Origin of the sequence: Micromonospora sp. NBC_00330 (assembly GCF_036136635.1) — a bacterium.
In the GTDB taxonomy this organism is placed as follows: domain Bacteria; phylum Actinomycetota; class Actinomycetes; order Mycobacteriales; family Micromonosporaceae; genus Micromonospora; species Micromonospora salmantinae.
Genome location: NZ_CP108012.1, coordinates 6081390 through 6101602, shown reverse-complemented (window position 1 = coordinate 6101602; position 20213 = coordinate 6081390). Strand labels below are relative to the sequence as shown.

General features: G+C 71.6%; 21 protein-coding genes and 1 tRNA gene. 10 read left to right on the top strand and 12 right to left on the bottom strand.

All coding sequences use genetic code 11. The features are described 5' to 3' along the window. Window positions 1-168: 168 nt before the first annotated feature. Entirely contained in the window at window positions 169-879 is a 711-nt protein-coding gene (locus OG598_RS27790) for a class I SAM-dependent methyltransferase (RefSeq protein WP_328651723.1), read from the top strand. A gap of 135 nt (window positions 880-1014) precedes the next feature. Here the strand turns inward: OG598_RS27790 and OG598_RS27785 are convergent, their stop codons facing one another. Then, window positions 1015-1557: a YbhB/YbcL family Raf kinase inhibitor-like protein gene (locus tag OG598_RS27785; protein ID WP_328651722.1), complete on the bottom strand. Its 543-nt coding sequence runs from the start codon at window positions 1555-1557 to the stop codon at window positions 1015-1017. Window positions 1558-1700: 143 nt separating this feature from the next. Between OG598_RS27785 and OG598_RS27780 the strand changes: the two genes are divergently transcribed. Both OG598_RS27780 and OG598_RS27775 read left to right on the top strand, forming a co-directional pair. Further along, window positions 1701-1856, top strand: coding sequence for a hypothetical protein (locus tag OG598_RS27780; protein ID WP_328651721.1), 156 nt, complete (start codon window positions 1701-1703; stop codon window positions 1854-1856). A gap of 51 nt (window positions 1857-1907) precedes the next feature. Next, on the top strand, window positions 1908-3089 hold the full coding sequence (locus tag OG598_RS27775; protein WP_328651720.1) for a low temperature requirement protein A: 1182 nt from the start codon (window positions 1908-1910) through the stop codon (window positions 3087-3089). Between the two features lie 59 nt (window positions 3090-3148). On the opposite strand, the gene OG598_RS27770 is transcribed toward OG598_RS27775, so the two are convergent. After that, window positions 3149-3238 (bottom strand) — tRNA-Ser (locus OG598_RS27770). 161 nt (window positions 3239-3399) lie between these two features. Between OG598_RS27770 and OG598_RS27765 the strand changes: the two genes are divergently transcribed. After that, window positions 3400-4398 (top strand): NAD(P)H-quinone oxidoreductase, encoded by a 999-nt coding sequence (locus OG598_RS27765; protein WP_328651719.1) that lies wholly within the window; start codon window positions 3400-3402, stop codon window positions 4396-4398. Window positions 4399-4420: 22 nt separating this feature from the next. Here OG598_RS27765 and soxR read toward each other — a convergent pair whose 3' ends face one another. Further along, the gene (gene soxR, locus OG598_RS27760) at window positions 4421-4894 is read right to left on the bottom strand and encodes a redox-sensitive transcriptional activator SoxR (RefSeq protein ID WP_112583829.1); all 474 of its coding nucleotides are present in this window, start codon (window positions 4892-4894) and stop codon (window positions 4421-4423) included. A gap of 47 nt (window positions 4895-4941) precedes the next feature. Between soxR and OG598_RS27755 the strand changes: the two genes are divergently transcribed. Beyond that, the gene (locus OG598_RS27755) at window positions 4942-5637 is read left to right on the top strand and encodes a transketolase (protein WP_328651718.1); all 696 of its coding nucleotides are present in this window, start codon (window positions 4942-4944) and stop codon (window positions 5635-5637) included. A gap of 5 nt (window positions 5638-5642) precedes the next feature. Then, entirely contained in the window at window positions 5643-6536 is an 894-nt protein-coding gene (locus OG598_RS27750; protein WP_328651717.1) for a transketolase family protein, read from the top strand. Here the strand turns inward: OG598_RS27750 and OG598_RS27745 are convergent. After that, window positions 6522-7229, bottom strand: coding sequence for a glycosyltransferase family 2 protein (locus OG598_RS27745; RefSeq protein ID WP_091397575.1), 708 nt, complete (start codon window positions 7227-7229; stop codon window positions 6522-6524). The genes OG598_RS27750 and OG598_RS27745 overlap by 15 nt on opposite strands. A gap of 123 nt (window positions 7230-7352) precedes the next feature. Here OG598_RS27745 and OG598_RS27740 point away from each other — a divergent pair, with 123 nt between their 5' ends. Together OG598_RS27740 and OG598_RS27735 are read left to right on the top strand one after the other, a co-directional pair. After that, the gene (locus OG598_RS27740; RefSeq protein ID WP_328651716.1) at window positions 7353-9572 is read left to right on the top strand and encodes an ArnT family glycosyltransferase; all 2220 of its coding nucleotides are present in this window, start codon (window positions 7353-7355) and stop codon (window positions 9570-9572) included. Window positions 9573-9781: 209 nt separating this feature from the next. Next, entirely contained in the window at window positions 9782-11383 is a 1602-nt protein-coding gene (locus OG598_RS27735; RefSeq protein WP_328651715.1) for a ricin-type beta-trefoil lectin domain protein, read from the top strand. A 69-nt stretch (window positions 11384-11452) separates the two neighbouring features. Here OG598_RS27735 and OG598_RS27730 read toward each other — a convergent pair whose 3' ends face one another. The 6 genes from OG598_RS27730 to OG598_RS27705 all read right to left on the bottom strand — a co-directional run bounded on the left by OG598_RS27730 (window position 11453) and on the right by OG598_RS27705 (window position 17209). Then, entirely contained in the window at window positions 11453-12052 is a 600-nt protein-coding gene (locus OG598_RS27730; protein WP_328651714.1) for a hypothetical protein, read from the bottom strand. A gap of 56 nt (window positions 12053-12108) precedes the next feature. Continuing rightward, the gene (locus OG598_RS27725; protein WP_328651713.1) at window positions 12109-13575 is read right to left on the bottom strand and encodes a sensor histidine kinase; all 1467 of its coding nucleotides are present in this window, start codon (window positions 13573-13575) and stop codon (window positions 12109-12111) included. Beyond that, the gene (locus tag OG598_RS27720) at window positions 13568-14260 is read right to left on the bottom strand and encodes a response regulator transcription factor (RefSeq protein WP_328651712.1); all 693 of its coding nucleotides are present in this window, start codon (window positions 14258-14260) and stop codon (window positions 13568-13570) included. Before OG598_RS27720 ends, OG598_RS27725 begins: the two co-directional genes overlap by 8 nt. Window positions 14261-14348: 88 nt before the next feature. Further along, entirely contained in the window at window positions 14349-14855 is a 507-nt protein-coding gene (locus tag OG598_RS27715; RefSeq protein ID WP_112675276.1) for a hypothetical protein, read from the bottom strand. A gap of 111 nt (window positions 14856-14966) precedes the next feature. Further along, window positions 14967-15980 (bottom strand): aminoglycoside phosphotransferase family protein, encoded by a 1014-nt coding sequence (locus OG598_RS27710; RefSeq protein WP_328651711.1) that lies wholly within the window; start codon window positions 15978-15980, stop codon window positions 14967-14969. A 56-nt stretch (window positions 15981-16036) separates the two neighbouring features. Then, window positions 16037-17209, bottom strand: a complete 1173-nt coding sequence (locus tag OG598_RS27705) for a thiolase family protein (RefSeq protein WP_328651710.1) — start codon at window positions 17207-17209, stop codon at window positions 16037-16039. A 112-nt stretch (window positions 17210-17321) separates the two neighbouring features. Between OG598_RS27705 and OG598_RS27700 the strand changes: the two genes are divergently transcribed. Next, entirely contained in the window at window positions 17322-17750 is a 429-nt protein-coding gene (locus OG598_RS27700; protein WP_328651709.1) for a PH domain-containing protein, read from the top strand. Window positions 17751-17766: 16 nt separating this feature from the next. On the opposite strand, the gene OG598_RS27695 is transcribed toward OG598_RS27700, so the two are convergent. Continuing rightward, window positions 17767-18678: a rhomboid family intramembrane serine protease gene (locus OG598_RS27695; protein ID WP_238687539.1), complete on the bottom strand. Its 912-nt coding sequence runs from the start codon at window positions 18676-18678 to the stop codon at window positions 17767-17769. Window positions 18679-18772: 94 nt separating this feature from the next. After that, a complete protein-coding gene (locus OG598_RS27690; protein ID WP_091396894.1) occupies window positions 18773-19303 on the bottom strand; it encodes a peptidylprolyl isomerase in 531 nt (176 codons plus the stop codon). 84 nt (window positions 19304-19387) lie between these two features. Between OG598_RS27690 and OG598_RS27685 the strand changes: the two genes are divergently transcribed. Continuing rightward, a complete protein-coding gene (locus OG598_RS27685) occupies window positions 19388-20167 on the top strand; it encodes a hypothetical protein (protein WP_112583840.1) in 780 nt (259 codons plus the stop codon). Window positions 20168-20213 lie beyond the last annotated feature (46 nt).

Sequence of the window (20213 nt, the reverse complement as noted above, 5' to 3'; positions counted from 1 at the left end):
TTCGGGGTACTGCCGTACTATGTGCCGGGTTCGCCGACCGCCGATCACGAACCCACCCCCCGACCACAATTCGGCCACCCCGATGCCCCGATTCTTTCGCCCTCCCAGCGAATGATTCACTCTGTCGGTCCAGGCACGGGTCGAGTTCATATCGTGAGGAATCGACGCATGGCAGAAATCACTGGGGATCAGCGCGTGCAGTCCGAGGTGCTGGAAGGCCTGGCAACCGCTGTCAACCACCGTCGCTGGTTCATCGAACTGGCCGTGCCGTACCTCGGCGACGACCCGATCGAGATCGGCAGCGGCCTCGGTGACTACGCGCTGGAATGGTCCGAGCGGCTGCCGCGGTTCACCGCCACCGAGGCCGACCCGGACCGGCTGGTGCAGCTCAAGGAGCGCCTCGCCGGCCGTCCGAACATCGACGTCCGGCAGATGCTGCTGCCGCACAACGACCGGGGCGACTACAGCGCCGCCGTCTCGTACAACGTCCTGGAGCACATCGAGGACCACGTGGGCGCGCTGGAGAGCATGCGCGACCTGGTCCGACCCGGCGGCGCCGTGATCATCATCGTGCCCGCGTTCCAGTTCGCGATGGGCCCGGCCGACATCGCCACCGGGCACGTCCGCCGCTACACGAAGAAGACGCTCGGGGCGGCGATGACGGACGCCGGTCTGACCATCGAGAAGATGCACTACGCCAACGCGCTCGGGCTGATCGGCTACTTCATGGCCACCAAGGTCTTCCGGCTGATGCCGAAGGAGGGCCCGATGGTCAAGGTGTACGACACCCTCGTCCTGCCCGCCACCAAGGCCGCCGAGCAGCTCGTCCTCCCGCCGTTCGGCCAGTCCGTCTTCGCCGTAGCGCGCGTCCCAGCCTGACCCCGGCCCCGGCCCCGGCCCCGGCCCCGGCCCCGGCCCCGGCCCCGGCGATCTTGCACTTCCTGTCGTCCTTACGCCCTTTATGTCAAGGATGTCGGGACAGAAAGTGCAAGATCGCGGGAGCTGGGGGCGGGGTTAGTCCTTGATCTGGTACGTGGGACGGATCACCGCTCGGGCCAGGGTGTGGAACGTCAGGTTGAAGCCGACGTAGGCGGGGCTGGCGTCCGGGGTCAGGTCCAGGCGGTCGACGTCCAGCGCGTGCACCGCGAAGACGTACCGGTGCGGGCGGTCGCCGGGCGGCGGAGCCGCCCCGCCGTAGCCCTGCTCGCCGTAGTCGTTGCGGACCGAGAACGCCCCGCCGAGGTCGGTGCCCGCCGCACCGCCAGCCCCGGTGGGCAACTGGGTGACGTTGACCGGCACGTTCACCAGCACCCAGTGCCAGAAACCGCTGCCCGTCGGCGCGTCCGGGTCGTAGCAGGTCACAGTGAAGCTCTTCGTCTCGGCGGGGAAATCCGACCAGGTCAGCTGCGGCGAGACGTTGTCACCCCCGGTGCTGCCATGCGCGTGCCGGGCGTCCATCGGCTCGCCGTTCTGCACGTCGTCGCTCGTCAGCGTGAACGAGGGCAGCGTCGGCAGCAGCTCGTACGGGTCCGGGGCGATCGGTCGTTCCAGGGTCATGGGGACGCGTCCTTCCGATGTGCGGAGATACCAGCCCCTTCTTACCCCGCCTCGGCCCTCCCGACGACCGGAAGCGCGCGCTGACCGGCTGTGGTTTCGCGGAGCTACGTTTGAGGTCGGGCAACGTTCCGCAGGGGGACATCGTGGCCGGCATCTGGCGGGACTTCGTGGTGGCCGTTGTCACCGCGTTCCGCCGCCGGGACGAACGAGCCATCGCCGACGAACGCCGACGCGCTGTCGAGCGACTGGCCGAGGAGACGATCCGCCGGGAACGGCAGGCCACCGACCCGCCGGAGTGACCGGGACGCGGGGCACCGGACTGCCTCGGTGCAACCGGTGAAGATGACCTGATGGGGCGGATCTTCCGGTCGCGGCCGGTGGCGACCGCGGAGACACACCGAACCACCCTGTTCGAGATCTTCTTCGATCTGGTGTTCGTCTTCGGACTCATCCGGGTCACCACGTTCATGAGCGAGCGGCCGTCGCCGGTGGCGCTCACGCAGGGATTCCTCGTACTCCTGCTGTTGTGGATCTCCTGGGTGGTCTACTCCTGGCTGGGCAACCACGTCCGCATCGACGTCGGGCTGATCCGTGCCGGCGTCACCGTCGCGATGGCGGCCGTCTTCCTCGTCGCACTGGTCATCCCCGACGCCTGGGCGACCGGGCCGGGCACGACGAGACAACGACTGATCCTGGTGCTGGCCTACGTCACGCTTCGCGTCATCGCTCTCGCGCTCTTCCATTGGGCCGCTGGGGACAACCGGCAGCTGAGCAGGACCATTCGTCTGTACGCCCTCTCGACCGTGCTGTCCTGGATCCCCTTCGTCCTCGGTGCCATGCTCGGCGGCACCGCACAGCTCCTGCTCTGGGCGGCGGCCCTCACCATCGACATGGGCGGCGGGGTGGTGTCCTCGGTGCTGAGCGGATGGCCGGTGCGAAGCCCCAGTCACTTCGCGGAGCGACACAGCCTCGTGGTGATCATTGCGCTCGGCGAGTCCCTGATCTCGGTCGGCGCCGGCGTCGGGGTGCAGCGGATTCGTGGACCGATCCTGTTGGCCGCGGTCCTCACGCTGGCTGTCACCGTGTGCCTGTACTGGCTGTACTCCTCCACCGCGATGGCCGCCGGCCAAGCGTTGATGATGGAGTCCGGACTACGGCGGGCCCACGTCGGCGCCAACGCCTACACCCTCGCCCACTTTCCGCTGCTCGCCGGGACCATCTACGTGGCGCTGGGAGTCGAGCAGATCCTCGCCGGGCTCGCGCACGAGGAGTCCCGCGGCACCTCGGAGTGGATGCCGGCAATCGCGCTGTTCGGCGGGACCGCCCTGTTCCTCGCAGGAAGGGCGACGTTTCTGAGTCTCAGCGTCCGGTGCGTGCGACCGAGGCAGTTCGTCGCTCCCGTCGCGGCGCTGCCGTTGCTGCCCGTCGGCCGGTACCTGCCGGACATGGCCGCGCTCGCCCTGCTCACCGCGTTCCTCGCCGTGCTGCTCAGCTACGAGGCGTGGACCAGGAGATCGACTCGGGCTCAGTGATGTCGGGGTGTCCCAGGAGCCCTGACACCCCGACTTCCGGGAAGTCGAGTGGATCAAGGTGGCGGAGGGTGTGGGATTCGAACCCACGAAGACATCGCTGCCTTACCGGTTTTCAAGACCAGCGCCATCGGCCACTAGGCGAACCCTCCTGGGCCGCCACCCGTGGGCGTACGGCCACGCATAGTCTGCCACGGCTCGCTCCGGTCGGCCCGGCGTCCCTCCCCGGTGCGCCGGCCAGGCGGTCTGATCTGTCCACAGTGGGCTGGATGGTGCGCCTGCGGCACCCGGGAAGATCGGGAAGACTGGGCCCATGCGAGCAATCACGATTCCGCAGCCCGGTGGTCCCGACGCGCTGGTCTGGGCCGAGGTGCCCGATCCGGAGCCGGGCCCGGACGAGGTGATCGTGGATGTGCGGGCCAGCGGGGTCAACCGTGCTGACCTGCTGCAACGGCAGGGGCACTACCCGCCGCCGCCGGGCGCGCCCGCGTACCCCGGGTTGGAATGTTCTGGGGTGATCACGGAGGTTGGCGCGGAGGTTGGCGGGTGGGCGGTGGGGCAGCAGGTCTGCGCGTTGCTGGCCGGCGGCGGGTACGCGGAGCGGGTGGCGGTCCCCGCCGGGCAGTTGCTGCCGGTGCCGGCCTGCGACCCGGTCGACGCGGCGGCGCTGCCCGAGGTGGCCTGCACGGTCTGGTCGAACCTGGTCCAGGTCGCGCGGCTCGGTGCTGGCGACACGCTGCTGGTGCACGGCGGCGGCAGCGGGATCGGCACCTTCGCCATCCAGTTCGGGGCAGCCCTCGGCGTGACAGTGCTGACCACCGCGCGGGAGGCCAAGCACGACCGGCTGCGTGAGCTGGGCGCGGCGCAGATCATCGACTACCAGGAGCAGGACTTCGTCGAGGAGGTCCGGCGGGTCACCGACGGGCGCGGCGTGGACGTCATCCTCGACATCATGGGTGGGTCCTACCTGGGGCGGAACGTCTCCGCGCTGGCCACCGGCGGTCGGCTCGTGGTGATCGGGATGCAGGGTGGGCGCAAGGCCGAGTTGGATCTCGGCGCGCTGCTGGCCAAGCGGGCGAGCGTCACCGCGACGTCGCTACGGTCCCGTCCGCTCGCCGAGAAGGCGGAGATCGTCCAGGGCGTACGGGACGACGTGTGGCCGTTGGTCGAGGCGGGCCGGATCCGGCCGATCGTGGACCGGCGGCTGCCGATGACCGAGGCGGCGCAGGCGCACCGGCTCGTCGAGTCGAACGACCACTTCGGCAAGGTGCTGCTCACCCGCCCGCCGGGCGGAGGGTCGGCCGTCAGTTGAGCACAGCTCCCCGGCTCGGCCGTCAGTTGAGCGAGCCTGCCAGCGTCGGGTCGTCCGTCGGTCGGGGCAGCACCAGCCGGGCGCCCGGGCCCTCGCCGGCAAGCGTGTCCTCCGGGTTGTTGAGCGTGCAGCGCTGCAAGGACAGGCAGCCGCAGCCGATGCAGCCGTCCAGGTCGTCGCGGAGCTTGGTGAGCAGCCGGATCCGCTCGTCCAGCCGGCTGCGCCAGCTCGCCGACAGTCGCGCCCAGTCCTGCGGGCTCGGGGTGCGGGCCTCGGGGAGCGAGTCGAGTGCCTCCCGGATCTCGTCGAGCGAGACGCCGACCTGCTGGGAGATCCGGATGAAGGCGACCCGCCGCAACTCGGCGCGGGCGTAGCGGCGCTGGTTGCCGCCCGTGCGGTCGGCGCGGATCAGCCCGAGTCGCTCGTAGTAGCGCAGCGCCGAGGGCGCCACCCCGGAACGGGCGGACAGCTCACCGATGGTCAATAGATCCGGCATCCCCAGGCCCTTGAGTTGAAGTGGACTTCAACTCACACAGTAATGGCATGACCACGACACTGACCACCGACAGCAGCGCCCGACTGCCCGGGCTGATCCGACGCCTCACCGGCGACGAGAAACACGCGCCGAGCGCGCACTCCACGGTCGACGTGCTCCAGGTCCTCTACGACCGGGTGTTGCGGGTCACCCCCGCCACCGCCGACGACCCGGAGCGGGACCGGTTCCTGCTCTCCAAGGGCCACGGGCCGGCCGCCTACTACGCGGTGCTCGCCGCGCACGGCTTCATCCCGGACGCCTGGCTCGACGACCTGGCCGGCCCGGAGAGCCGGCTCGGCCACCACCCGGACCGACTCCTGGTGCCCGGGGTCGAGATCGGCTCCGGCTCCCTCGGGCACGGGCTCGCGCTGGCCGTCGGCACCGCACTCGGCCTGCGCGCCCAAGGGCTGCACAACCCCCGGGTGTACGTGCTGCTCGGCGACGCCGAACTGGACGAGGGATCCAACCACGAGGCGATCGCGTACGCGGGAGCGACAGGCCTGGACAGCCTCACCGCGGTCGTTGTCGACAACTCGTCGGCCAGCCACGGGTGGGCCGGTGGCATCGCCAGCCGGTTCACCGTCAACGGTTGGACCGCCGACACCGTCGACGGCCGGAACCACGAAGCCCTGTACGCGGCGCTGACCGGGCACCGACCGCGACACCCGCACCTGGTGGTAGCCCGCACCGAGAGCAAGGGATGACCGACATGCGTACCGCCTTCATCGACACCGCCACCGCGCTCCTCGACGAGGATCCGCGTACCGCACTGGTGCTGGCCGACATCTCGGCGGCCCAGTTCGCCTCTGCCGGCCACCGCCACCCGGACCGGGTGCTCAACGTGGGCATCCGGGAGCAACTGATGATCGGTGTGGCCGGCGGGCTCGCCCTGACCGGGCTGCGTCCGATCGCGCACTCGTACGCGACGTTCCTGGTGGACCGGACGTACGAACAGATCAAGCTGGATCTGGACCACCAGGGCGTGGGCGCCGTCCTGGTCAGCATCGGCGCGTCGTACGACGGGTCGGCTGAGGGCCGCACCCACCAGTCGCCCGGAGACGTGGCGCTCTTCGACTCGCTCGGTGACGGCTGGACCGTCCGGGTGCCCGGCCACCCGGACGAGGTGGCACCGCTGCTGCGCAACGCCGTGACCAGCGACGATCCGATCTACCTGCGCCTCTCCGAGCAGTGCAACGCCGAGGGATACCCGGACGCCACAGGGCTACGGGTGCTCCGGCGGGGCCTGACGAACGCGCCGCTCGTGGTGGCGGTCGGACCGATGCTCGACCCCACTCTGGCGGCGACCGAGGGAATGGACGTGACAGTGGCGTACACCCACACGCCCCGGCCGCTCGACACGCCCGGGCTGCGGGCGCTCACCAACACCGACGTGGTGCTGGTCGAGCCGTACCTGGCGGGGACGTCGAGCGCGCTGGTCAGCCGGGCCCTGGCGGACGTACCGCACCGGCTGCTCGCGCTCGGGGTGGGTCAGACCGACCTGCGACGGTACGGCGATCCGGCCGACCACGCCCGGTGGCATGGTCTGGACGCCGACCGCCTGCGGCGGTCGATCAGCGCGTTCTTGGGGTCAGTTGGCGGCTGACACGGCGGGGCGGCGGCGAGCGCGCTCCCGCCCGAGGATCCAGATCGCCTCGACGCCGTCCTTCCAGGTGATCTTCTTGCCCTCTTCCCGGCCGCGCGCCCGGTAGCTGATCGGCACCTCGTACGGCCGGATCCGGCGACGCAGCAGCTTGCCGGTCACCTCGGCCTCCATGCCGAAGCCGCGCGAGCGCACCCCGAGCGACCGGTAGAGCGCCACCGGCATCAGCTTGAAGCAGGTCTCCAGGTCGCCGATGTACGAGTTGAACAGCACGTTGGCCGCCATCGTGACGCCCTTGTTGCCCATCACGTACCAGAAGCTGTAGGCGCTGTGGCTGCCGAAGGTGCGATTGCCGTAGACCACCGTGGCGCGACCGTCGAGCACCGGGTCGAGCAGCTTGGGGATGTCCTGCGGGTCGTACTCAAGGTCGGCGTCGAGGATGACCATGTAGTCACCCTCGGCGCTGTCGACCGCCGTCTTGATGGCGGCACCCTTGCCGGCGTTGCGCTGGTGGGTGATGACCCGCAGGCGCGCGTCGTCGGCGCGACCGAGGACCTCGCCGGTGCCGTCGCGGCTGCCGTCGTCGACGACTACCAATTCGATCTCGCAGGGATAGTCAACCGCCAATGCCTGCTTGAGGGCATCCGCGATGCGTTCTTCCTCGTTGTAGACCGGCATGAGGATCGAGAGCTTCACGGGGATCTCCACGGTGGCGGCAACACGTCGGCCATAGCCTAGCCTGGTTGGTTTGTTTACCACGTACCGCTACCGCTGGGCAGTCGACGCGGCGGCCTCAGATCAATGGTGTTTACTTCCGCCATGTCGGCTGCCGGCTCCCTGCTCACGGTGATTCCTGTCGCTGCGGTGCTCCTGCTCATCGTCGCGGCGATGCCACGCGAGACCGGCGCGGTGGCACCGCTGCGGCTCGCCGTGGTGCGCGCCGTCCTGCTCAGCGGGGCGTACGCGGTGCTCGTCGTCGAGGTGCTCGGCGCGTCGCACGCGCTGACCCGAGGCGCGTTCACAGTCGCCTGGCTGCTCTTCCTGGTCGCGGCCGCGGCGGCGGCCGGCCTGCGCTGGCGGCGGGCGACCCGCCTCGGGCAGCCGCCCGCCGCCACACCGGTGCCGGTCAGCGCTGCGCCGGCAGTCAGCACCGCACAGCGGCCGGTGCCGGTCGGCGCGGCGGCGTCCGGTGGCGGACCCGACGTGTCCGCCCCGGTTGCCGATCGCGGTGAGCCCGCCCCCGCGCCGACCCGGGCTGGTCGGGGGTTCGCTGACCGTCGTGCCGTGGCGGTCGACGCGTGGCGTACGGCCCGACCGGGTGAGCGACTCCTCGCCGGCACTGTCGGCGCGCTGGTCCTGGTGGAGCTGCTGGTCGCGCTGCTGGCCGAGCCGAACAACTTCGACTCGCAGACGTACCACCTGCCGAAGGTGGAGCACTGGGTGGCCCAGGGCGACCTGGACTTCTGGCCCACCGCCATCCACCGGCAGGTGACCATCCCTCCCGGCGCCGAGTATCTGCTGCTACACCTGCGCCTGCTCACCGGCGGGGACCACCTGCACAACCTGGTGCAGTGGGCGGCCGGAGTGGTCTGCCTCCTGGTGGCCGCACGGATCACCGCACAGCTCGGCGGCGGCCGGCGGGCCCAGTTGCTCACCGCGTTCGTCCTGGCGACCACGCCGATGGTGGTGCTCCAGGCGACCAGCACGCAGACCGACCTGATCTGCGCGGCGTGGGTGGCCTGCGCGGCGACACTGGCGCTGGACGGGCTGAGTCGACGAACCGGCTGGGGCACGCTGCTCGGGCTGGGGGCGGCCACCGGGCTGACCGCGGTGACCAAGACCAGCGGCCTGATCGCGGTCGGCCCGCTGCTGGTGCTCTGGGGACTGGCCCAGTTGAGGCTGGCCCGGACCGGTCGATCGGAGCCGACCGGCCCGGCGACACCCGGTGGGGGTCGGCGTTCCTCGCCGGTCGGCGGGCTGGCCCGCACTGTCGGCGGTTCGGTGCTGATCCTGGTGGTCGCTGCCGTGGTGGTCGGCCCGTTCCTGGCCCGGGTGACAGCCGAGTTCGGGCACCCGCTGGGGCCGCCCCGGCTGCGCGAGTCCATCCCCATGGAACGGCACGACCCGGCGTCGATAGTGGTCAACGCGCTGCGCATCGGGCACACCGCCTTCGATACGCCGCTGGCGCCGCTGCGTCGGGCCGGGGCCGAAGTGATCATCAGCGGCGCCGAGGCGATCGGGGTCGACCCGCAGGACCGTGCGATCACCTTCGGGCGGGAGCTGTTCCCGGAGCCGGCCTGGTATCCCGACGAGGACCGGGTGGCGTTTCCGCTGGCCGGGGCGTTGGCGGTGATCGGTGCGGTGATCGCGCTCGCCCGACCACGACGGATCGCTCCCGAGCGGGCCGGGTCGCTGCGGGCGTACGCCGTGGTGGTGCTGACCGCCGTGCTGCTGCACACCGCGATGATCAAGTGGCAGCCGTGGGGCAACCGGCTGCTGCTCTACGCCGTGGTGCTCGCCGTGCCCCTCGCCGGCCTCTGGCTGGACGCTCTCCTGCGCAACCGCGCGGGTGGACGTCGAACGGTTGCCACAGTGGCGGCAGTCACCGTGCTGGCCACCTCGGCGCTGGCCGGGGTGCTCGCGCTGTCGTACGGCTTCCCGCGCCGGCTGGTCGGCGCCGGCTCGGTCTTCACCACCTCGGACTGGGACACCCGGTTCCTGCGCCGCCCGCAGTGGGCCGACGAGTTCCGCTGGGCGGCGACAGCGGTCCAGGACAGCGGTGCGCGTCGGATCGGGCTGGTGCAGCAGAACGACAACTGGGAATACCCGTGGTGGCTGCTGCTGCGGCAGCCCGACGGAGGCTCACCGGACCTGGTGGCGTTGCAGTCGGTACTGCCGGAACGACCGCCGGCCGACCCCTCCTCGGTCGACGCGATCGTCTGCACCGGCACCGAGGCGGCCTGCGCCAAACTCGTCCCGGCCGGTTGGCGGCTGGAGTTCCGCGGCTACGTCGGCTACGCCCTGCCGCCGGGCCGCTGAACCAGAAGCCGGCCGCATCGCCGCCGGCTGCTGCACCAGAAGTCGGCCCGGCGCCGCCGTGACGGTGGCGCGCGGGCCCGGATAGTCCGATCCGGGCGGTTCGGCATCCCGCGCGCAAGGATCCGAAGCGCATTCACATCCGTTGATCCGCACGTTACCGTCTGGTAACTCAATCGACGTCCCGCGATTGAGCCGAAAGGAGTGCGTCGATGCCTGCAATCCCCGCCAGGCCCGAACGCGCGACTCGACGACGGGCCATCACCGTCGCCGTCGCCGTCGCCGCTCTCGTCCTACCGATGCTCGCCGGACCGGCCACCCCCGCCACCGCCGCCGACCGACCAACCGTCCAGCCACTCCCGGCCAACCTCGAAGCCATCCGGGCCGCCGAGGCGACAGCCCTCTACGGCAACCCGGCCATCCGCCCGATCGAGCAACGGCGTACCGCGTTGATCACCATGGGTGACAGCGAGATCTCCGGTGAGGGGGTCGGCAACTACGTCCCCGGCACCCACCAGGACGGCAACTGGTGCGACCGCTCGTACGACCAGGCGGTCTTCCGCACCGGCATCACGTCGGACGCGCAGTACAACATCGCCTGCTCGGGTGCCACCCCCTGGAACCTGATCGTCGGCGGCCCGACCCAGCACAACGAGCTGAACCAGGGCGACCACCTGGGCATCAAGGCGCGCAACACGCACGTGAAGCTGATCTGGGTGGTGGTCGGCGCGAACGGTGATGGCACCATCCAGTTCGGTCCGGTCGCCACGGACTGCGCCGTCCGCCGGGTCTTCTTCCAGGGCGCCTGCTACCCCACCTACACCGACCAGTGGACGATCCGCACCGACGGCAGCCGGCAGGCAGTGCAGTCGGCGCTGACCGACATCCGGCAGACCATGACCAACGCCGGCTACCTGCGGTCTGACTACGAACTGGTGCTGATGTCGTACCCGAGCCCCGGCAGCCCCGACGTGGAGGACAACCCCGACTTCCCCGGCTGGTACTCCGGCGGTTGTCTGCTCTACCTGGCCGACGCGGCGTTCGCCCGGAACAAGGCGGTGCCGATGTTCGAGTCGGCGCTGCGCTCGGCCGCGGCGAACACCGGCACCCGCTACCTGGACGCCAGCCGGCTCTTCCACGGGCACGAGGTGTGCACCGACAACACCTCGGTCCGCGGCCTCTTCATCGAGGTCGGCATCTGGAACGAGAACGCCGCCCGACAGTCCTTCCACCCCAATGCCCGCGGGCACGGCATGTTCGCCCAGTGCATCACCCAGTTCTGGAACTCCGGGCAGACCCGGGCCAGCTGCGTCGACCCGGCCAGCACCGGCGGTGGCGTGCTCTACCCGGGGCTGCTGGAGTTCAAGCAACTGCGCAACCTGGCCACCGGCACCTGCGTCGACGGCAAGGGGTACGACTCCCGCAACGGCACCGCGCAGCAGCCGTACTCCTGCCACGGTGGGCGTAACCAGGGCTTCTGGTACGACTCGGCCCGACGGTCGTTGCACTCGGAGCTGTCCCACGACCGTTGCCTGGACGTCGCCAACAGCTCGATGACCGCCGGCACCGCTGTCAACGTCTACGACTGCAACGGCACCGGAGCCCAGCAGTTCGTCTTCGTGGGTAACCAGATCAGGCCGGCGAGCGCCACCAACCTCTGCGTGGCGTTCGACAACCCGCTGCTGGGCAGCTCTCGCCTGCGGTTGGCGAACTGCTCCAGCAGCACCCGGCAGCAGTGGTCGTTCGAGGCCCGTACCGCAGCCAACCCGGTCGGCTACGGTCACGACGACTTCATCGGCTCCCGCGTCTACTGAGGCGACTTCGTCGGCTCCCGCGTCTACTGACGAGGGCAGGGGCCCTGGCGTCGGCCAGGGCCCCTGGGCTCACTTGGCGCGGGGAACGAGGATGAGCCGGGCCACGCCCTTGTCGCCGTCCTTCGCGCCGGCGACGCCGAGCGTCGCGCCGACCTTGACCTCGCTCGGCTGCACTGTGGCCCGCCGCTCGACCACCCGCAGGTCGTCGCCGAAGGTCCAGGTCATGGTGAAGCCGTCGGTGGACTTGACGGTGACCGAGTCGCCGTCGATCGCTGTCACCTCGCCGCGCTGCACGGCGACGGTCTGCGTACCGCCGTCCTTCGTCTTGACCACCGCCTCACCGTGCAGTGTGTTCCTGCGCAGCAGCACGCGGGCCTGGCGGCGCTTGCGCCACTCCTCGCCGCGCTTCTCCCGGGCCTTCTCCTTGGCGGTGGGGGACGCACCCGGCGTCGGCGTGGCCGGTGCGGCGACGGTCAGCACGTCCAGGTCGTCGGCGTCGAAGCCCATCGCGGTCAGCGCCTGACCCTCGACCCCCATGGCGGCGGCGACCTCGACTGCGACATCCCGGGCGGGCTGGCTGGCCACCTCGGCCGCGCCGCAGCCGCTGACGCCGAGCGCGACCGCCGCGAGCAGTGCCGTGGTGCCGGTGGCGATACCCCAACGTGGCATGACTCTCCCTCTCGTCCGTGGAGCCCTCAGCCTTCCCGGGAACGACGAGCGGAGCGTCAGGCCGATGTTCGGGTCAGGTAAGGATCACCGGGCAACCGGACGGTGAAGGCGGCGCCGCCCTCCGGCGCGTGCCCCGCGGCGATCTCACCGCCCAACCGGCGGACCAGCCCGGCGGCCAGCGCCAACCCCAGCCCGCTGCCCACCTTGCGCACGCCCCGGTACCGCTCGTGCAGCGCACCACGCTCGAACGCCACCGCCAGGTCGTCGTCGGTGAAGCCGGGCCCGCCGTCGCGGACCTCCAACACGCCGCCGTGCGCCGGGTCCGCGCCGGCCGGCCGGACCGCGAGCACCACCGGCGACCCAGGGGGTACGACCCGCAGCGCGTTCTCCAGCAGCCCGTCCAGCACCTGCCGGATCCTCCCCGGATCGGTGTACGCGGAAACCGGGTGACCGGGCGTCTCCACCCGGAACGGCACGCCCACCGCCGCGCACCGACCGGACCAGGTCGGCTCCGCGTCCACTGCCAGTTGGGTCAGGTCCACCGGAACCGGTTCCAGGGGAAAGTCGGCGGCCTCCAGCCGGGCCAGCGCCAACAGGTCGCCGATCAGCCGGTCCAGGTGTTGGGCCTCGGCCAGCATCGTCCGACCGGTGTCCACCGTGTCGTCGGCGCCGAGCACCCCGTCGGCGAGCGCCTCGGCGTACCCCCGGATCGCGGTCAGCGGGGTGCGCAGCTCGTGCGAGACGGAGAGCAGGAACTCCCGCTGTCGGCCCTCGCTGGTGGCCAGTGCGGCAGCCAGACCGTTCAACGCCTCGGCCAGGTCGGCGACCTCGTCCGGCGGCTCGACCGGCACCCGGACGGCACGGTCACCCGCGCGCAGCCGGGCGGCGGCGGTGGCCGCGACCCGGATCGGCCGGGCCAACCGACGGGCCAGCAGCAGCCCGGCCACCACACCGGCGGTCAACCCGGCCAGCAGCGGCAGCCACAGACTGAGCAGCACCCGGGCCCACAGCCCGTTGGCCAGCGGACGGGAGAGCACCACACCGTTGCCGCCGGGCAGGGCCCGACCCTCGACCAGGGCCCGCTCACCGTTCACCGAGCGGCGGGCCGACACGTTGCGACCCTGCCCGATCCGCTGCACCACCCGGGGTGGCAGACCCGCCCGGTCGACCGCCCCACGGCGGATCAGGTACGCGTCGATGCCCTGGTCGCGCAGTTGCTGGATGAGCCGTTCCTCGTCGGCGCTGCGACCCCGGTCGAGGCGGGTCCGCAGCACCTCGGCGGCGAGTCGGGCCTGGGCGGCGAGCGCCTCCTGCTCGCTCCGCTCCGCGCCACGGATCGCCAACGGCACCGCGACGATGGCGGTGACCAGCACCGACACCAGCGCCACAGCGCAGGTGACGAGCACCGCGCGGGCGGTCAGCGTACGGCCGAGTCGGCCGCGTCGGGGTGCGGTGGGTGGGGCGGCGCCGACCACCGGCAGGGCCATGGTCGGCGACTCGACGTGGCCGGGGTGGTCAGGCATCGACCGCGTACCCGACGCCGCGATGGGTCCGGATCACACTCGCCGGGCCGAGCTTCGCCCGTACCTGGGCGACGTGCACGTCCACCGTCCGGGTGCCGGCGTGCGCCGCGTAGCCCCAGACTCCGGCCAGCAACTCCTCCCGGGTGAAGACCCGGCCGGGCCGGGCCATCAGGTGGGCCAGCAGGTCGAACTCGGTGGAGGTGAGCTGCACCGGGGCGCCGGCGGCGGTGACAGTGCGGCGGGCCGGGTCGAGCGTCACCGGGCCGACGACACGTGGCCGGTCCGCGCCCTCCGGGCCGCCGGCGGATCGGCGCAGCACCGCGCGGACCCGGGCGACCAGTTCCCGGGGGCTGAACGGCTTGGTGACGTAGTCGTCGGCGCCCAACTCCAGGCCCACGATCCGATCCACCTCGTCGTCGCGGGCGGTGAGGAAGATGACCGGGGTCCAGTCGCCGGCCTCGCGCAGCCGGCGGCAGATCTCGGTGCCGGGCAGACCCGGCAGCGCGATGTCCAGGACGCAGGCCACCGGGCGCATCCGGCGGGCCGCGCTCAGACCGGCCTCGCCGTCACGTTCCAGGTGGACGCCGAACCCGTCCCGGGTCAGGTAGAGCCGGACCAGGTCGGCGATGGCCGGCTCGTCCTCCACGACGAGGACGAGCCCGCGATGCGGTGGTTCGACGGTCACCGGCCCATGATTGCCGACTGCGAAGGCTCGGCGCGATCGGTGTGTGTTCGAGTTCGGTAAAGCCGGGCGACGCTCGGTCGGGGTCAGCTCACCAGGACGGAGCGAACATCCCGGGCCGGGCGGCGGCCGGTGCGTCACCGATGCTGGCGACGACCCGCGCGCCGGGCGGCCGCAGGCGGGTCCGGAACGCCTGGTTGAGCAACGCGTCGAGCTGCCAGACCTGCTTCGGGTGACTGGTCCGGATCAGGAACCGCTCGCGGATCCCGTCGATCGCGGTGGCCGCCATCTCCACCGACTGCAGCCGCGGGTCCGGGCTCCAGGTGACGTTGCTCAGCTCGCGCAACTCGGTGTTGAGGTGCAGGCGCAGTCGGTGCAGGAGGCGGGTCTGCTGGGTCACCACCAGGCGGCGGTGCGTGAGTAGCAACAGGTAGTCGCCGGTGACCGGGCGGTCGGGGCGGCTGCAACGGGTGACCAGGATGGTGGCGTCACCGGAGCCGACGCAGCGCCGGAAGACCGGCATGTGCCGGCTCACCGTCTGCACGGCCAGGCCAGCCTCAGCGGCGGCCGGGAGGAACGTTCGGGAGAAGACGTCCATGACCTGCCCAACGACGTCCCCAGCGGGGTGACGTGGGTCACGCAGGTTTTTTGGAAGTTCCACGCCGCATGTCGCACTGCCTGTCCGACTTCCGACTCGGACGGATCATGGTCAGGAGTTCGGCTGAAGTGGACTGGCGGCGAACAGCTCCTCCAGCCAACCCGGAACCGCGTCGGCGTACTCGGCGCGGGACTCCTCGGGGGTGTCCAGTGCCCGACGCCAGGAGAGCGACCGGCTCACCGGCCCCAGGGCGATCGCGAGGTCGGCCGCCTCCACGAGGGTCCGCCGGTCGTACCGGTCGGTCCACGCCTCCAGGTACGCGTCGCGCAACCGCACCAGTCGGGTGTCGTCGGCGGCGAGCTTCCCGGCGTGCCCGATCGAGCGCAACGTCACCAGCAGCGTGCCGAACGGGTGCGCCACGGAGGCGTCGCCCCAGTCGAAGTACCGGTACCCGGCCGCGCCGGCGAAGACGTTGCCGTCGTGCAGGTCGTCGTGTTGCACGGTCGCCGGAATGCCGAGGTCGGCGAGCCGGCGGCACCGCTGCCCGTACGCCGGCAGCTCGGCCCGCAACCGCTCGTGCACCTCCGGGCCGAGCCCGCCCTCGGCGCCGATCAGCAGCGCCTCGTGATCGTCGAGCAGCTCGGCGAAGAGACCGGCCAGCACCTCCGGACGCTGGTCCGGCACGCCCAGGGCGACCAACTCGTCGGCACGCGACGCGCTCGCCAGTTGCAGCGCCGCGTACCCGGGCAGCGCCCGCTCCCAGTGCGCCAGGTCGGAGTCGCGCGCCAGCACGTCGCGCAACGACTCGCCGCCGTCGGGCAGCAGCGACCAGCCCTGCGTCAGGTCCACAGCGATCGGCGTCAGCACCCTGTCGGGCGTCAACTCGGCGAGCGCCGCGATCAGGACGGCCTCGTGCACGGTGCCCGGGTTGTTGGCCTTGAACCAGACCAGACCGTCGTCGGTGGGCACCCGCCACACCAGCGACCAGGGCCGCAGCCTCGGCTCCACCGGACCGGTCACCCGTCGGCCGACCCGGCTCAGCTGCGCGTCGACCCAGGATCGGGCCCGCACCTGCCACTGCTCGCTGGACCAGTCGGAGGCGCGCTCACCGGCGATCGTCGTCACGCTGGGCACCTTAGGCGGCCGTTCCGGGTCGAGGCGAGGCGTTTTCCCGCCCCGCGTCAGACCAGCTCGACGATGGTGGCGTTGGCCATGCCGCCGCCCTCGCACATCGTCTGCAGGCCGTAGCGGATGCCGTTGTCCCGCATGTGCTGGAGCATGGTGGTCATGATCCGGGCACCGGAGCCGCCGAGCGGGTGGCCGAGGGCGATCGCCCCGCCACGCGGGTTGAGCCGCTCCGGGTCCGCCTCGGTTTCCGCCAGCCAGGCCAGCGGCACCGGGGCGAACGCCTCGTTCACCTCGTACACCCCGATCTCCTCGATGCCCAGCCCCGCGCGGCGCAGCGCCTTCGCGGTGGCCGGGATGGGCGCGGTGAGCATGGCGACCGGGTCGTCGGCGGCGACCACTGCGGTGTGGATCCGGGCCAGCGGGCGCAGGCCGTGTCGGCTGGCCCAGTCGGAGGTGGTCACCGCGAGGGCCGCGGCGCCGTCGGAGATCTGGGACGCGGAGCCGGCGGTCACCACGCCGTCGGCGCGGAACGGGGTGGCCAGCTCACCCAGCTTCTCCAGGGAGGTCTCCCGGCGGATGCCCTCGTCGGCGGCGAACTTGCCACCGTCGGCGAGCGGCACCGGGGTCAGCTCCGGGTCGAACGCGCCGGCGTCCTGCGCGGCGGCGGCCTTTTCGTGGCTGGCCAGCGCGAACTCGTCCAGTTGGGTACGCGAGAGGCGCCACCGTTGGGCGATCAGCTCGGCCCCGACCCCCTGGTTGAACGGCAGCGGCGCGTCGTCGGCGAAGCCCTCGACGCCCCGGTAGCGGGCGCGTAGCTGGTCGCTGAACGGCATGCCGCCGGCCACACTGGAACCCATCGGCACCCGGGTCATCGACTCGACGCCACCGGCGACCACCAGGTCGGCCTGCCCGGAGAGCACCGTCGCGGCGGCGAAGTGCAGGGCCTGCTGGCTGGAGCCGCACTGCCGGTCCAGAGTGGTGCCGGGCACCGTCTCCGGCCAGCCGGCGGCGAGCACGCCGTTGCGGGCGATGTTCCACGACTGCTCGCCGACCTGGGAGACGCAGCCCCAGAAGACGTCGTCTACCTGGGCCGGGTCGAGCCCGGTGCGCTCGGCGAGGGCGCGCAGCACGTGCGCCGAGAGGTCGACCGGGTGGACGCTGGCGAGGCTGCCCTTGCGCCGCCCGACCGGGGTACGTACCGCGCCGACGATGACCGCGTCACTCATGTTTACTCCCCGGTAACTTGGGCTGCCCCGATCCTACGTCGTCTCTCGACCGGTCGTCCGGCCACACCCGCACGAGGTGCCGGAATCCGACGGCCGCTGGCATGCTGGGCGTGTGAATGAGACCTCCCCGGCACAGCAGTGGCGGGTGCCGTCGGGCCTGCCGGCGGCGAAGCTGGCCGGCGCCGTCCTGCTCGTCGCGCTCGGGCTGCTCTTCGCCGACGGCGACGCTGTCCGCCTGGCGTTGGCCGTCCTGGCCGCCGCCGCGCTGGCCGGCTGGGCGGTACGTGACCTGGTGGCGCCGGTCAGACTGGCGGTGGCCCCGGCCGGGCTCACCGTCATCCACGGGTTCGCCGGCCGTCGGCTGCTGCCCTGGTCGGCGGTCGAGGCGATCGCCGTCGACCGGCGGCCCCGGCTGGGGCTGACCAGCGAAACCCTGGAGATCGACGCGGGCAACTCGCTGCATCTGTTCGGCCGGTACGACCTGGGGGCCACCCCGGAAGAGGTGGCCGCCGCCCTGCGCGCTGCCCGCCCGGTCAGGTGAGGCGCTGCCCGCCCTGTCAGGTGAGCAGTGCGGCGGTCCGGAAGAGCACCAGCGCGAGCAGGATCAGCAGGATCAGCGCCCCACCGGTGACCTGCACCAGCGTGCGCCGACCACGCGGCGCGTACGCGAGCACCAACGCCATCAACGCACCGACCACCAGGCCGCCCAGGTGCCCGGGGATCGAGATGCCCGGCACGGCCAACGTGAACACCAGGTTGATCACCAGGATCGGGATGATCCGGGAAATGTCCCGACCCAACCGGCGCTCGATGATGATCAGCGCGGCGAAGAGACCGAACACGGCCGTCGACGCGCCGACGGTGGCCGCCCGCGGGCTGCTGAACAGGTAGGCGGCCACGTTGCCGCCGAGGCCCGCGATCAGGTAGAGCGCGGCGAACCGTACCCGCCCGAGGTTGGCCTCCAACGACCGGCCGAGCACCCACAGCGCCCACATGTTGAGCAGCAGGTGGAGCACGCCGTAGTGCAGGAACATCGCCGTGACCAACCGGTACCACTGGCCCTCGGCGATCCCGCCCAGGGTGTAGTCGGAGAGGTAGGCCCGGCCGAGCACCGCACCCCACTCGGTCAGCGGTGTGCTGCCACCCATCAGGCCGCCGAAGCCGGAGCCGCCGACCGCCGCGTCCCCGCCCCGGGCGGAGGCGATGGAGACCAGCAGGAACAGCACGTTCACGGCGATCAGCGCCTTGGTGACATAGCCGTGCCGGCCGGCCGTACCGCCGCCGAAGGCGGTACGCGCCGGCCGGACACTGCGACGCCCCTCGTTGACGCACTCCGGGCACTGGTGCCCGACCGCGGCATCCCGCATGCAGTCCGGGCAGATCGGCCGGTCACAGCGGGAGCACCGGACGTAGGTCTCCCGACCGGGGTGCCGGTAGCAGACGGGGGTGGTCGGCGGAGACTCGCTCACCGGCCCGACCCTCCGTCCGACACCACACGGTCCACCGGCACCGGCCGTGCTCCGGAGCGCTCAATCATGCGAGCAAAGGTACCTCGCCAGTCGCTCAGGAAGCGGACCGCTCGATCTCGACCCGCTCGATGACGACGTCCTGGAGCGGACGGTCGCTCGGACCGGTCGGGGTGTTCGCGATCGAATCCACGATCTTCACCGACTCCTCGTCGGCGACCTGGCCGAAGATGGTGTGCCGGTTGTTGAGGTGCGGCGTCGGGGACACGGTGATGAAGAACTGCGAACCGTTGGTGCCCGGTCCGGCGTTCGCCATCGCCAGCAGGTACGGACGGTCGAACCGCAGCTCCGGGTGGAACTCGTCGGCGAACTTGTAGCCCGGTCCGCCCCGGCCGGTGCCGGTCGGGTCGCCCATCTGGACCATGAAACCGCTGATCACCCGGTGCGAGATGGTGCCGTCGTAGTACGGACCACTGCCCGGCTGACCGGTGCGTGGGTCGGTGTACTCACGGTTGCCCTCGGCCAGGTCGACGAAGTTGCGGACGGTCTTCGGCGCGTGGTTGGGGAAGAGCTCCAGCCGGATCGGGCCAGCGTTGGTGTGCAGGGTGGCGTAGACAGCCTCGGCCACGGGTACTCCTCACTCGTTGGTCAGTTCCATGCGGATCCTCCCATGTGCCCGATCTGGCATCGCGGAGGCATCCGAAGGTGGAGGATGACGAAGGAACAACTCCCAGGAGGTAGGACCGTGTTTGGATTCGGGCGGCGTAAGTCCCAGGGGCAGCTGGCCAAGGCCGAGCTGAACCAGAGCATCAGCCACCTGATGCTGGCAGCCAACCACGCCGCGAAGGGCGCCGGCGCGACCGTCGGCCCGCGGGTCCAGGTGGCCCGGGGTTACGTCGCACCGACCGCCGCGAAGGTGCGCGACCGCGCGTCGACCGGCTGGGGGACGACTCTCACCACGCTGGCACCACTGGCGGCGGCTGCTCGTGACGGCGCCGCGCAGGCAGGGCCGCTGACCAGGAAGGCCAAGTCGAAGACCATGCGGATCACCGGTAAGAAGAAGCAGCCGCGTCGTCGCGGCTCGATGATGACCGGCCTGTTGGCGGCGGGTGCCATCGCCGGCCTGGCCGGCGCGGTCGCGCTGCGTCGCCGCCGGGAGCAGCAGGAGTGGGCCGAGTACGACCCGACCCGCAGCACCCTGGAGCCGATGCGCGACGAGGTCGACTCGATCGAGGTGCGTACGCCGTCCGCCGCCCGCGGGTCCGACGGGTCCGCCATGTCGGGCGCGGCGGGGATGACCGGCGCGGGCAGCTCGGCGGTGGCCGGCGGCTCCAGCGCCAGCACCACGGCCCCGGCCAAGCAGACCGGTGTCCGCCCGACCGACAAGGTCCCGTCGGTCGCCGAGGGCGCCACCGACGTCTCCGGTCGGCCGACCGACGACCTCACCAAGGCGCTGGGCAAGGACACGGCCCGCACCAACGGCCGCCGCTGACGTCAACAGCAGCGCATCGGGCGCCGACGAGTGGGTCCGCCCACTC

What these genes read in the sequence shown, in the direction of transcription:
- OG598_RS27790 (WP_328651723.1), top strand. Translation starts at nt 169, where the DNA reads ATGGCAGAAATCACTGGGGATCAGCGCGTGCAGTCCGAGGTGCTGGAA.
- OG598_RS27785 (WP_328651722.1), bottom strand. Translation starts at nt 1,557, where the DNA reads ATGACCCTGGAACGACCGATCGCCCCGGACCCGTACGAGCTGCTGCCG.
- OG598_RS27775 (WP_328651720.1), top strand. Translation starts at nt 1,908, where the DNA reads ATGGGGCGGATCTTCCGGTCGCGGCCGGTGGCGACCGCGGAGACACAC.
- OG598_RS27765 (WP_328651719.1), top strand. Translation starts at nt 3,400, where the DNA reads ATGCGAGCAATCACGATTCCGCAGCCCGGTGGTCCCGACGCGCTGGTC.
- soxR (WP_112583829.1), bottom strand. Translation starts at nt 4,894, where the DNA reads ATGCCGGATCTATTGACCATCGGTGAGCTGTCCGCCCGTTCCGGGGTG.
- OG598_RS27755 (WP_328651718.1), top strand. Translation starts at nt 4,942, where the DNA reads ATGACCACGACACTGACCACCGACAGCAGCGCCCGACTGCCCGGGCTG.
- OG598_RS27750 (WP_328651717.1), top strand. Translation starts at nt 5,643, where the DNA reads ATGCGTACCGCCTTCATCGACACCGCCACCGCGCTCCTCGACGAGGAT.
- OG598_RS27740 (WP_328651716.1), top strand. Translation starts at nt 7,353, where the DNA reads ATGTCGGCTGCCGGCTCCCTGCTCACGGTGATTCCTGTCGCTGCGGTG.
- OG598_RS27735 (WP_328651715.1), top strand. Translation starts at nt 9,782, where the DNA reads ATGCCTGCAATCCCCGCCAGGCCCGAACGCGCGACTCGACGACGGGCC.
- OG598_RS27730 (WP_328651714.1), bottom strand. Translation starts at nt 12,052, where the DNA reads ATGCCACGTTGGGGTATCGCCACCGGCACCACGGCACTGCTCGCGGCG.
- OG598_RS27725 (WP_328651713.1), bottom strand. Translation starts at nt 13,575, where the DNA reads ATGCCTGACCACCCCGGCCACGTCGAGTCGCCGACCATGGCCCTGCCG.
- OG598_RS27715 (WP_112675276.1), bottom strand. Translation starts at nt 14,855, where the DNA reads ATGGACGTCTTCTCCCGAACGTTCCTCCCGGCCGCCGCTGAGGCTGGC.
- OG598_RS27705 (WP_328651710.1), bottom strand. Translation starts at nt 17,209, where the DNA reads ATGAGTGACGCGGTCATCGTCGGCGCGGTACGTACCCCGGTCGGGCGG.
- OG598_RS27685 (WP_112583840.1), top strand. Translation starts at nt 19,388, where the DNA reads ATGACGAAGGAACAACTCCCAGGAGGTAGGACCGTGTTTGGATTCGGG.